This is a genomic window from Ferribacterium limneticum (assembly GCF_020510565.1).
In the GTDB taxonomy this organism is placed as follows: Bacteria; Pseudomonadota; Gammaproteobacteria; order Burkholderiales; family Rhodocyclaceae; genus Azonexus; species Azonexus limneticus_B.
On record NZ_CP075189.1, the window covers coordinates 275,434 to 288,020 of the forward strand.

The following is a 12,587-nucleotide window of genomic DNA, read 5'->3' on the forward strand; positions in this document are numbered from 1 at the left end:
CAAAAGCGGCCTACCATGGGCGCCTTTCCCCCTTATCGTTGAGGCAGGCGTCATGACCGATCTTTCCGTTGCCAAGAAGCTTTCCCCGTACAAGCCGAAGAACAAGGTGCGTTTCGTCACTGCCGCCTCGCTGTTTGACGGGCACGACGCCTCGATCAACATCATGCGCCGCATTCTGCAATCGACCGGGTCCGAAGTTATCCACCTCGGCCACAACCGCTCGGTGCAGGAAATCGTCAATGCCGCGCTGCAGGAAGACGTGCAGGGTATCTGCATCACCTCGTATCAGGGCGGCCACGTCGAATTTTTCAAGTACATGATCGACCTGTTGAAAGCCAACGGCGGGGCCAACATCAAGGTTTTCGGCGGCGGCGGCGGGGTAATCGTCCCGTCTGAAATCAAGGAGCTCCACGCTTACGGCGTGACCCGTATCTACGCGCCGGAAGATGGTGTGCACATGGGCCTGCAGGGCATGATCAACGAGGTCGTGCAGAACGCTGACTTCGACGTCGCTGATGAAGGCGTGCCGGGTGTCGAGCAGGCGCTGGCCGGTTTGCAGGCGGGCGACAAGCGCCTGCTGGCACGCCTCATCACGCTGCTCGAAAACGGCGAAGTGCCGGCCCTCAAAGAGCCGCTGCTCAAGGCGGCAGCTGCGCTGGAAACGCCGGTTCTCGGCATCACCGGCACGGGCGGTGCCGGCAAGTCCTCGCTGACCGATGAAATCGTCCGTCGTTTCCGCCTCGATCAGGGCGATACCGTCAAGATCGGCATGATCTCGATCGACCCGTCGCGCAAGCGGACCGGCGGTGCGCTACTCGGCGACCGCATCCGCATGAACGCCATCGAACACCCGAACATCTTCATGCGCTCGCTGGCCACCCGCGATACCGGCTCCGAAATTTCCGTCGCGCTGCCCGAGGTCATCGCTGCCTGCAAGCTGGCCGGCTTCGATCTGGTCATTGTCGAAACCTCCGGCATCGGCCAGGGCAATGCGGCCATCGTGCCCTTCGTCGATCTGTCCCTGTACGTCATGACCCCCGAGTTCGGCGCCGCTTCGCAGCTCGAGAAGATCGACATGCTCGATTTCGCCGATTTCGTGGCGATCAACAAGTTCGACCGCAAGGGCGCCGAGGATGCGCTGCGCGATGTCCGCAAGCAATACCAGCGCAATCGCGAGGCCTTCTCCACGCCGACCGACGACATGCCGGTGTTCGGCACGCAGGCCGCCCGCTTCAACGATGACGGCGTGACAGCTCTGTATCAGGCCCTCGTTCCGGCGCTGACCGAGAAGGGTCTCAAGCTCAAGCCTGGCCAGTTGCCCATCGTGACCGTCAAGCAGTCGTCGACCCAGCGCGCCATCGTCCCGGCCCAGCGCGTCCGCTACCTGGCCGAAATCGCCGACACCGTGCGCGGCTATCACGCGCACACCGAGTCGCAGGTGACGATTGCCCGCGAGCGTCAGGCGCTGCGAATTTCCAAGCAGATTTTCACCGGTTGCGAGAAAAACACGGGCGATTTCGACGAAATGCTCGCCTTCAAGGATGCCCAGCAGGATCCGAAGGCGAAGAAACTGCTCGACATGTGGCCGGCCACCGTCGAGGCTTATTCCGGCGACGAATACGTCGTGAAGATTCGCGACAAGGAAATCCGTACCAAGCTGGTGTCGGAATCGCTGTCCGGTACCAAGATCAAGAAGGTCATCCTGCCCAAGTTCGGCGATGACGGCGAAACCCTGCGTTTCCTGATGCGCGAGAACGTCCCCGGCTCCTTCCCGTACACCGCCGGCGTCTTCGCCTTCAAGCGCGAAGGCGAAGATCCGACCCGCATGTTCGCCGGCGAAGGCGATGCTTTCCGCACCAACCGCCGCTTCAAGCGCGTGTCCGAAGGCATGCCGGCGCATCGCCTCTCAACGGCGTTCGACTCAGTGACGCTGTACGGCTGCGATCCCGACGAGCGTCCGGACATCTACGGCAAGATCGGCAATTCAGGCGTCTCGATCGCCACGCTCGACGACCTCAAGGTGCTCTACGACGGTTTCGATCTGCTCGCCCCGAGCACTTCGGTGTCGATGACCATCAACGGCCCGGCGCCGATCATTCTGGCCTGCTTCTTCAACACCGCCATCGACCAGCAGATGGCCAAGTTCGAAAAGGACAACGGCCGCCAGCCGACCGAAGACGAAGCCGAGAAAATCCGCGAATGGACGCTGTCCACCGTGCGCGGCACGGTGCAGGCCGACATCCTCAAGGAAGATCAGGGCCAGAACACCTGCATCTTCAGCACCGAATTCGCCCTCAAGATGATGGGCGACATCCAGGAGTTTTTCGTCCATCACCAAGTGCAGAACTTCTACTCGGTGTCGATTTCTGGCTATCACATCGCTGAAGCCGGTGCCAACCCGATCAGCCAACTGGCCTTCACGCTATCCAACGGCTTCACCTACGTTGAAAGCTATCTGGCACGCGGCATGAAGATCGATGACTTCGCGCCCAACCTGTCCTTCTTCTTCAGCAACGGCATGGATCCGGAATACTCGGTGATCGGCCGCGTCGCCCGCCGCATCTGGGCCGTGGCGATGAAGAACAAGTACGGTGCCAACGAGCGCAGCCAGAAGCTGAAGTACCACATTCAGACTTCCGGCCGCTCGCTGCACGCGCAGGAGATGGACTTCAACGACATCCGCACGACGCTGCAGGCGCTGATCGCCATCTACGACAACTGCAACTCGCTGCACACCAACGCCTATGACGAAGCGATCACCACGCCGACCGAGGAAAGCGTGCGCCGCGCCATGGCCATCCAGCTCATCATCAACCGCGAGTGGGGCGTCGCCAAGAACGAGAACCCGAATCAGGGCGCCTTCGTCATCGACGAACTGACTGACCTCGTCGAAGAAGCCGTGCTCAAGGAATTCGAAGCCATCGCCTCGCGAGGCGGCGTGCTCGGTGCCATGGAAACCGGCTACCAGCGCGGCAAGATCCAGGAAGAGTCGATGTATTACGAGCACAAGAAGCACGATGGCTCCTACCCGATCATCGGCGTGAACACCTTCCTCAACCCGAAGGGCATGGCCCAGCAGGAAATCGAGCTGGCCCGTTCGAGTGACGAAGAAAAGCAGTCGCAGATCAAGCGCCTGCGCGACTTCCAGACCCGCCATGCAGCAACGGCGCCGGTCATGCTGGCCAAGCTCAAGCAGACCGTGATCGAGGACGGCAATGTTTTCGCCGTGCTCGTCGATGCTGTCAAGTGCTGCTCGCTCGGCCAGATCAGCAGCGCGCTCTATGAAGTCGGCGGCCAGTATCGGCGCAGCATGTAAGGCCGCCGTAAAAGGCGAACAGCAAACCCTACCCGAAAGGGCGGAGGAGAAAAAAGACGGCGAGGCTAAGTACCTCGCCGTTTTCATTGGCGCGTCGGGCGCCAGCGGAGGCCTGTGCTGCAAGTTGCCAGATCGATGGCGGATGCCGGAGAATCGCGCTGTCCTCTCTTCCGCCTATTCGGAGTGCATCATGAACCATGCGGATCTCGCTTCCTGCCTACAGTCCAACCGCATTACCCGTCGCCAGGTGCTCTGGATGCTCGGCGCCAGCGCCCTGTCGGGCTGTGCCACCTCGCCGGTCGGGGGCGGTTCCATCCTGGTCGGGATGAGCGAAGACGAGGAAAAGGCCGTAGATCAGAAGGTGGCGCCGCAACAGTTCTCGCAGGATCTGGGGGCGGTGCAGGATGAGGCCATCAACCAGTACCTGAGCGATGTTGGCCGGCGTCTGGATGCCAAGGTGCATCGGCCGCAGATGCCGTATTCCTACCGCGTACTCAATGCCAACTACGTCAATGCCTACACCTTCCCCGGCGGGGCGATGGGCGTGACGCGCGGCATCCTGGTCGATCTCGACGACGAAGCCGAACTGGCGGCGCTGCTCGGCCATGAGCTCGGTCACGTCAATGCCCGTCACGCCGCGCAGCGGCAGGGCCAGGCGATGGTGACGCAGGCGGCGATGACTGGCGTGAACATCATCGGTACCGCTGCCGGGTTCGGCGGCCTGACCGACCTGGGCACCCAGCTCGGGGCCAGCGTGCTGCTCTCCAGCTATTCACGCGACAACGAGCGCGAGGCCGACGCGCTGGGGCAGGAATACATGGTCCGGGCCGGCTATCCGGCCAGCGGCATGGTCGGCCTGCAGCAATTGCTGGTCGAACAGCAGAAGGAATCGCCGGGGATGTTGCAGACGATGTTCTCAACCCACCCGATGAGCAGTGAACGGCGTGACTCGGCGAAGCAGCTGGCTGAGAGCAAGTACGCGACGAGCAACAAGCGCGACGCCGGGCGTGAGCGTTTCATGGACAACACGGCCTCACTGCGCCGTATCAAGCCGACCATCGACGCCTGCCAGAAAGGCGAAGTGGCGATGGCGGCCAAGGAGTACGGCAAGGCCGAGGAGCGTTTCCGCACGGCCTTGAAGGCCACGCCACACGATTACGCAGCCAATGTGCTGATGGCGAAATGCCTGTCGGAACAGGACAAGGATGCCCAGGCCCTGGAATACGCCCAGACGGCGACCCGGGTTTATCCGCAGGAAGCCCAGGCCCACAAGCTGGTCGGTGTGCTGGCGCTCGGTCAGAAGGATCCTGGCATGGCTTTCGAGCATCTCGATCGCTATGACCGGCAGTTGCCCGGCGATGCCGGCGTGACCTTCCTGAAAGGGATTTCGCTGGAAGGCATGGGCAAGCGGCCGGAAGCTGCCAAACAGTATGCCGCCTATCTGCAACGCACGCAGCAGGGCAAGGCCGCGGAGTATTCGATTAGCCGCTTGAAGAGCTGGGGCTATCTGAAATGATTCTGGCCCTTTATCCCGGCTGACTTAGCGGCTTGAGCCGCCATGCCAGCGGAGGACCAGAATGGTCAGGTCGTCGACCGGCAACTGCGTCGCTTCGAAGCTGCGCACACTGATGCGCAGGGCTTCGGCACAGGTCGCCACCGGTGTTTGTGCCGACTGGGCGGCGAGTGACTGGAGCAGGCGCTCGGTGCCGAAAAAGCTCTGGCCGTCGGTTGCCTCGGTGACGCCGTCGGTGAACAGGCAAAGGGTGTCGCCGGGCTCGAGCTGGCGGGTGACAGCCCGGAACGGATAATCCGGGACACCACACATCGGTGGCCCAAGCGCCTCGCCCAGGTCGATCCGTGATAGTGCCCCGTGGCGAAGCAGCACCGGCGCGTCGTGCCCGGCCGAGACGAAACACAGCTCGCCGCTGACGATGTCGAGAACGGCGATGAAGGCAGTAACGAACAGCATTTCCGGGTTGTTTCGATCCAGCTCGTTGGCGACTTCCCGCACCGCGGCGCCGAGATCTTTGCTCAGTCTCGCCATGCTCGCAGCCAATGCCTTGGTCATGGCCATGAAGAGACTGGCGGGGACGCCCTTGCCCGAGACATCGGCCACCGCAAAGCAGATCCGGCGTTCGTCGAGCCGGAAGCATTCGTAATAATCACCGCCGACTTCGCGGGCCGGTTCGAGGATGGCCGCTATCGAAAAGCGGGTTTCGCCGGCAAAGCTGGTTGCCAGGTCGGGGAGCAGGCCCATCTGGATACGGCGCGCCGTATCGAGTTCGCCGGCCAGGCGTGCTGCTGCTTCGCGGGTTGCCAGCAAATCGCGTTCCGCTTTCTGGCGCCGGCGTTCGGCGGTAATGTCCGAGCCCACTCCGCGCCAGCCGGTAATCGTGCCCGCCGCGTCGGTCAGCGGCTTGCCGCTCAGCGACCACCAGCCGATTTCTCCGGCCAGCTCGATGGGCACGACAATGTCACGAAACGGCGTGGCTGAACCAAGGGCGTCCTCAAGTTGCGTAAAGGCTTGCCGCCCCTCGGCGTCCGCCGACCCTTTCCGGCCGAGCAGGGCGATCGACAGCGGCTGGGTGTGCAGGGCGGCAACTGGCATGCCCAGGGTGTCGGCCAGTCGCGTCGAAATGTGGCGCAAACGGCCCTGTTCGTCGGTTTCCCACAACCAGTCGCTGGCATCGTCCTCGAAGTCGTTGAGGAGCAGACCGATGACCTGCTTTTGCCGCTCCACTTCGCTTTCTGCGATCAGGCTCTTGACGAACAGGCGGGAGGTGATGAGCACCGAGGCAACGACCGAAATGCCGTAGAGCGAGAGGAGGATGGCGAGATAGACATAGGTCATGCCATAGAGGAGGAGCATGGTGACCGTCCCGCCGACACACATGGCAGCGCCCCACAAAGCGCCAGCCCATGGCCAGCGGGCGGTGTGGAAAGCGCCGTGGGGAATGGCCGTGGCAAAAAAGGCGGTGACCAATATCTGGCCGGTGATGTTGGTGCGGCCGAACAGATAGGCCAGCATGACCGCGAAGAGGAGGCCGGAGATGGCGACCGAGGCAGTCAGCAGGCGAACGGCACGGGCACAGGCTTGATGGTTGGTTTCGGCCTTGTTGCGTTGCCAGATGATCAGGCCGGCGCCGGAGCTGGCCCAGACCGCGGCGCACCAGCCGATAAGCAGGCCGGGCGTGGCGTCCGCCCAGAAAATCCAGGCGTAGATGAGCGAGCAGACCATGCAGTCGAAGGCGCTGACCGGCATTTGCTGGAGCAAGGCGCGGAACTGCCGGAAACGATGGACGGCGGCGACATCGGCCGGTGCATCGGGGTCTCGCCAGCAGTAGGACAGTTTGCGCCAGCTCGACATCAGGCCGCTGGCGTTGAGCAGGGTAGTTAGGCGTCCCGAGTCGTCGGGCAGGTTTTCCGTTGACGGCGTGGCGTTTGAGTGGGGCACTGGCGTTCGGGCCTGGAGTCTGGCGCTGGTTAAGCAAAGGTCATCAGGGTATCTGAATCGGGAAGCGAAATACCGTCGACCATTTCACGCCTTGTGCCATGTCGCGTCGGCTCGGGCCATTTTGATTTTGGCCGCTTTTTCCGGTTGACCGTGGGAATCAGTCGCCGAAGCTGCGCAGCCCGTCGAGGTCGAGAATGTTGATGCCGCCGTACTCGCTGCGCACCAGCCCGGCGTCTTCGAGCACCTTGAGCGCCTGATTGGCCCGTTGTCTTGAAACACCGGCCAGATAGCCGAGTTCTTCCTGCGAAATCTGCAGCAGGCGGTTGGTACCGGGGTAGAGCACGGGGTTGAACAGGGCGGCCAGGCCGCGCGCGATGCGGGCATCGGTGTCGAGCATGCGCTCGTTTTCGATCATGCCGATGAACTGGCCGAGGCGCTCGTTGAGCTGGGCGATCATGTAGCGGTTGAACGGGATGCTGTGGTCGAGCAGCCACAGGAAGGTGGCGCGGCTCATGAAGGCGACGCGCGTTTCGCGGATGGCCATGACGTCGTAGCGGCGCGCTTCGCTCTTGAGCAGTGAGCCTTCGCCGAACCAGCCGCCAGTGCTGATGCCGGTCAGCGAAGTGGTCTTGCCGGTCGTCCAGTGGCTGGCCATCTTGCCCAGGCCGTCGATGATGCCCATCCAGTAATCGACTGGCTCGCCCTTCATGCAGATGAAGGCGCCCGGCGCGAAGCTGCGTTCGAAGGTGCCGGCCAGCGCCCTGGCCATTTCCTCGGCGCTCAGTGCCGGGCCCCAGACGGAGGTGCGAAGGAGTTCTTCGGCGTTTTTCAATTTATTTCCTGGATTGTCTGCCGGATGACAATTATACGGCGGGCAGATGCATACACTGAGCCGCAAAGTGAGAGACTGTCCGGGGCTGCAAGGTCTGTGTAAGCCAGCCGTCCCCACAATGATTCAAACGAACGTTAGACCGCGAACAATGAGTCGCGGCGGAGGAGACTAAGAATGCCCACGCAGGCGAATTTCGCCGCGCTGGATGGTTTGCATACCTTCCCGCGGCTACTGTTTCATCACGCGAGCATCCGGCCGAATGCGCCGGCCATGCGCGAAAAATATCTCGGTATCTGGCAGACCTGGACCTGGTCCGATGTCGGCGAACGCGTCCGTGCTCTGGCCTGTGGTCTGGCCTCGCTCGGTTTCAAGCGTGGCGATAACCTGGCCATCATCGGCGACAACCGTCCGCATCTCTACATGATGATGACCGCCGCCCAGTGCCTCGGCGGCGTGCCGGTGCCGCTCTACCAGGACGCCGTGGCCAGCGAAATGCTCTTCGTGCTGCAGGATGCCGGCATTCGTTTTGTCGTTGTCGAGGATCAGGAGCAGGTCGACAAGATGCTGGAAGTCAGCGATCAGGTCGGCACGCTCGAACACATCATCTACGACGATCCGCGCGGCATGCGGCACTACAACCAGCCCTTCCTGCACGACATCCATGAATTGATGGAGATGGGGCGGATTCATGACCGCAACCATCCGGACTTCCTCAATGCCGAGATTGAACAAGGGCATTTTGACGATGTGTCGGTCATGCTCTACACCTCGGGCACCACCGGCAAGCCGAAAGGCGTCTGCCAGACGCACGCGGCCTTCATCGCCGCGGCGCAGGGCGGGGTGCAGGTCGACAAGCTGGGCGCCGATGGCGACATCCTGTCCTACCTGCCCATGGCCTGGGTTGGTGATCACCTCTTTTCCTACGCCCAGGCGTTGGTCGCTGGTTTCACCATCAATTGCCCGGAATCGGGCGAAACCGTCATGTCGGACCTGCGCGAAATTGGCCCGACTTGCTATTTCGCGCCGCCGCGCGTTTTCGAGAGTCTGCTGACGTCGGTCATGATCCGCATGGAAGACGCCGGCAAGATCAAACAGAAAATGTTCCACCACTTCATGGCCGTCGCCAAGCGCTGCGGTGCCGACATCCTCGACGGCAAGTCGGTCGGTTTCGGCGACCGCTTCCAATACTGGCTGGGCAACCTGTTGATCTACGGTCCGCTGCGCAATGTGCTCGGCATGAGCCGGATCAAGGTTGCGTATACGGCCGGTGCCGCGATCGGGCCGGAGCTGTTCCGCTTCTACCGTTCGATGGGCATCAACCTCAAGCAGTTCTACGGCCAGACCGAAACCTGCGCCTACGTTTGCCTGCAGCCGGACGGCCAGATCAAGTTCGATTCCGTCGGTCAACCGGCCCCGGGCGTCGAAATTAGGATTGCTGATAACGGCGAAGTGCTGGTCAAGGGTCCGATGCTGCTCAAGGAGTATTACAAGCGCCCGGACGCCACGGCCGAGTCGATCAATGCCGACGGCTACTTCATGACCGGCGACGCCGGTTTCCTTGACGAAGATGGCCACCTCAAGATCATCGACCGTGCCAAGGACGTCGGCAAGCTGTCGAACGGCGCGATGTTCGCCCCGAACTACATCGAGAACAAGCTCAAGTTCTTCCAGCACATCAAGGAAGTGGTGTGCTTTGGTCACGACCGCGACATGGTCACCGCCTTCGTCAATATTGATGTCGGCGCGGTGGGCAACTGGGCCGAACGGCGCGGAATTTCCTATGCCGGCTATACCGATCTGGCCAGCAAGTCGCAGGTGCTGGAACTGATCCGCGAGTGCGTCGAGCAGATCAATGCCGACCTCGTGCACGACAGTATGGTCGCCGACTCGCAGATTCATCGCTTCCTTGTCCTGCACAAGGAGCTCGATCCGGACGACGACGAGCTGACACGCACGCGCAAGGTGCGCCGCAACTTCGTTGCCGAAAAATACAAGGTGCTGATCGACGCGCTCTATGAGGGCAAGGCCAATCAGTTCATCGAAACCGAGGTCAAGTTCGAAGATGGCCGGCGCGGCAAGGTGTCAGCCGATCTCAAGATCATCGATGCCAAGACCTTCCCGATCGTGAAAAAGGCAGCCTGAACATGAGCAAGAAAATAGGCGACGTCATTCTCGACCTGCAGAACATTTCCCTGCGCTTCGGTGGCGTCAAGGCGCTGACCGACATTTCCTTCGATGTCCGTCAGCACGAAATCCGCGCCATCATCGGCCCGAACGGTGCTGGCAAGAGCTCGATGCTCAACGTCATCAACGGCGTTTACCACCCGCAGGAAGGCAAGATTTTCTGGCACGGCAACGAGCGCAAGCGCATGGAGCCGCACATGGCGGCCCAGCAGAATATTGCCCGGACCTTCCAGAACATCGCTTTGTTCAAGGGCATGAGCGTGCTCGACAACATCATGACCGGGCGCATTACCAAGATGAAGGCCAACTTCATCGAGCATGCGCTTTGGTTTGGCCGGGCTCGGAAGGAAGAGCTGGAGCATCGCAAGAAGGTCGAGGAGGTGATCGACTTCCTCGAAATCCAGCACATCCGCAAGACGCCGGTCGGCCGCTTGCCCTACGGCTTGCAAAAGCGCGTTGAACTTGGCAGGGCGCTGGCCGCCGAGCCGTCGATGCTGCTCCTCGACGAGCCGATGGCGGGCATGAACGTCGAGGAAAAACAGGACATGTGCCGCTTCATCCTCGACGTCAATGACCAGTTCGGTACCACCATCGTGCTCATCGAACACGACATGGGCGTCGTCATGGACATTTCCGATCGCGTCGTCGTGCTCGATTACGGCAAGAAGATCGGCGATGGCGTGCCCGATGAAGTCAAAAATAATGAGGATGTGATCAAAGCCTATCTGGGCGCTGGTCACTAAGGAGTCGGGACATGAATTTTTTCTTTGAAGTCCTCATCGGCGGCCTGCTTTCCGGCGTCATGTACGCGCTGGTGGCCCTCGGTTTTGTGATGATCTACAAGGCCTCGGGCGTCTTCAACTTTGCCCAGGGCGCCATGGTTTACCTGGCCGCACTGTCGGTTGTCGGTTGCATGGAAAAGGGTGCGCCGCTGTGGTTGGCGATCATTCTGGCTTTTGTCATCATGACCCTGTTCGGCATCGCCACCGAGAAGTTCGTGCTGCGCAAGCTGGTCAATCAGCCGCCGATTGCCCTGTTCATGGCGACGATCGGCCTAGCCTTCTTCATCGAAGGGCTGGCCCCGATGATTTTCGGCAGCGAGCCGCGGGCGCTCGAGCTAGGCATCGTCGATGAGCCGATTCCTTGGGTGCTCGATAACTGGAACATGGTCATTTCGAAGTTCGACCTCGTCGCTGCCGGTGTTGCCGCGGTGCTCGTTGCTACGCTCGCCCTGTTCTTCCAATACACCCGCATCGGCCGGGCGCTGCGCGCCGTGGCGGATGACCATCAGGCGGCATTGTCGATTGGCATCCCGCTGCAGAACATCTGGGCCATCGTCTGGGGGGTGGCCGGTTTCGTCGCGCTGGTGGCCGGCATGATGTGGGGCGCCCGCAACGGTGTGCAGTTTGCGCTCACTTTCACCGCACTCAAGGCGCTGCCGGTGTTGATCCTTGGCGGCTTCACCTCGGTACCGGGGGCGATTGTTGGTGGCCTGATCATCGGCGCTTCGGAAAAGCTGGCTGAAATCTACATTCCGCCCGTCATGCAGGATCTGTTTGGCGGCAATTTTGGTGGCATCGAGGGCTGGTTCCCTTATGTGCTGGCTTTGCTCTTTTTGCTGGTGCGGCCCGAGGGGCTGTTCGGCGAAAAACACATCGACCGGGTTTAAGGGAGAAAACACATGCTTTACCGTGAAGCCGGTCAATTCAAGACGACCTACGCCGCCGACCAACAGATCTTCCCGATTCGTCAGGACCGGATCGGGGTCATCGCGCTACTTGTCGTCGCTTTCATCGGGGTGCCGCTTTTTGCCAGCGAATACTGGTTCTCGGCCATCCTGATTCCTTTCCTGATTTTTGCCCTGGCAGCGCTCGGGCTCAATGTCCTGACCGGTTATGCCGGCCAACTCTCGCTCGGCTCGGCCGCTTTCATGGCGGTCGGTGCCTATGCCGCTTACAACTTCCAGCTGCGCGTCGAGGGCATTCCGATTCTGGTTTCCTTCATCTGCGCCGGGTTGACCGCAGCCGGGGTGGGCATCCTGTTCGGTCTGCCATCGTTGCGCATCAAGGGGTTTTACCTGGCCGTGGCGACACTGGCGGCGCAGTTTTTCATCGTCTGGTGCCTGACCAAGTTCCCGTGGCTGTCGAACAACTCGTCGTCCGGCGTGATTTCGACGCAACGTCTGATCATCTTCGGCCATGAACTGACAACGCCGGTCGAAAAGTATCTGTTGGTCCTCTCCATCGTCGTCGTCATGGCGCTGGCTGCCAAGAACATGGTCCGTTCGGCCACGGGCCGGGCCTGGATGGCGGTGCGCGACATGGACGTGGCGGCGTCGGTTATCGGCATCAAGCTCATGCAGACCAAGCTGCTCGCCTTTGCCGTGAGTTCTTTCTACTGCGGTGTGGCCGGCGCGCTGTACGCCTTCTGCTACCTCGGCTCGGTCGAGCCGGATGGCTTCTCGCTCGAAATGTCGTTCAAGATTTTGTTCATGATCATCATCGGCGGCGTCGGTTCGATCATGGGCAGTTTCCTCGGCGCCGCCTTCATCCTGCTCCTGCCGATCTTTCTCGATATCGCCCTGCCGTTCTTTGCCGAACTGTTCGGGCTGCCGTTTTCCAGCGCTACCGTTTCGCACATCCAGATCACGGTGTTCGGGGCGCTGATCATGTTCTTCCTGATCGTCGAGCCGCACGGGCTGGCCCGTTTGTGGCAGATCGCCAAGGAGAAGCTGCGCTTGTGGCCGTTCCCGCATTAGTGCTGACTGTAGTGAGAGCGGTGGGGCCCCGCCGCTTTTTGTA

General features: G+C 61.3%; 8 protein-coding genes. 6 read left to right on the forward strand and 2 right to left on the reverse strand.

The genetic code is table 11. The features are described 5' to 3' along the window. The first annotated feature begins 52 nt into the window (after nucleotides 1–52). Both icmF and KI610_RS01335 read left to right on the forward strand, forming a co-directional pair. Nucleotides 53–3,316, forward strand: coding sequence for a fused isobutyryl-CoA mutase/GTPase IcmF (gene icmF / locus KI610_RS01330; protein WP_226496931.1), 3,264 nt, complete (start codon nucleotides 53–55; stop codon nucleotides 3,314–3,316). Nucleotides 3,317–3,506: 190 nt separating this feature from the next. Further along, entirely contained in the window at nucleotides 3,507–4,832 is a 1,326-nt protein-coding gene (locus KI610_RS01335) for a M48 family metalloprotease (protein WP_226496932.1), read from the forward strand. A 24-nt stretch (nucleotides 4,833–4,856) separates the two neighbouring features. Here KI610_RS01335 and KI610_RS01340 read toward each other — a convergent pair whose 3' ends face one another. Together KI610_RS01340 and KI610_RS01345 are read right to left on the reverse strand one after the other, a co-directional pair. Continuing rightward, nucleotides 4,857–6,770 carry a PP2C family protein-serine/threonine phosphatase gene (locus KI610_RS01340; RefSeq protein ID WP_226496933.1) on the reverse strand — a complete coding sequence of 638 codons (1,914 nt, stop codon included), beginning with the start codon at nucleotides 6,768–6,770 and terminating at the stop codon, nucleotides 4,857–4,859. A 157-nt stretch (nucleotides 6,771–6,927) separates the two neighbouring features. After that, nucleotides 6,928–7,602: a Crp/Fnr family transcriptional regulator gene (locus tag KI610_RS01345; RefSeq protein ID WP_226496934.1), complete on the reverse strand. Its 675-nt coding sequence runs from the start codon at nucleotides 7,600–7,602 to the stop codon at nucleotides 6,928–6,930. 174 nt (nucleotides 7,603–7,776) lie between these two features. Here KI610_RS01345 and KI610_RS01350 point away from each other — a divergent pair, with 174 nt between their 5' ends. The 4 genes from KI610_RS01350 to KI610_RS01365 are packed head-to-tail and all read left to right on the forward strand — an operon-like array spanning nucleotide 7,777 to nucleotide 12,544. Further along, a complete protein-coding gene (locus KI610_RS01350) occupies nucleotides 7,777–9,744 on the forward strand; it encodes an AMP-dependent synthetase/ligase (protein WP_226496935.1) in 1,968 nt (655 codons plus the stop codon). Between the two features lie 2 nt (nucleotides 9,745–9,746). Then, nucleotides 9,747–10,529 (forward strand): ABC transporter ATP-binding protein, encoded by a 783-nt coding sequence (locus tag KI610_RS01355; protein WP_226496936.1) that lies wholly within the window; start codon nucleotides 9,747–9,749, stop codon nucleotides 10,527–10,529. Nucleotides 10,530–10,540: 11 nt separating this feature from the next. After that, on the forward strand, nucleotides 10,541–11,455 hold the full coding sequence (locus tag KI610_RS01360) for a branched-chain amino acid ABC transporter permease (RefSeq protein WP_226496937.1): 915 nt from the start codon (nucleotides 10,541–10,543) through the stop codon (nucleotides 11,453–11,455). Nucleotides 11,456–11,467: 12 nt separating this feature from the next. After that, on the forward strand, nucleotides 11,468–12,544 hold the full coding sequence (locus KI610_RS01365; protein ID WP_226496938.1) for a branched-chain amino acid ABC transporter permease: 1,077 nt from the start codon (nucleotides 11,468–11,470) through the stop codon (nucleotides 12,542–12,544). The last annotated feature ends 43 nt before the right edge of the window (nucleotides 12,545–12,587 follow it).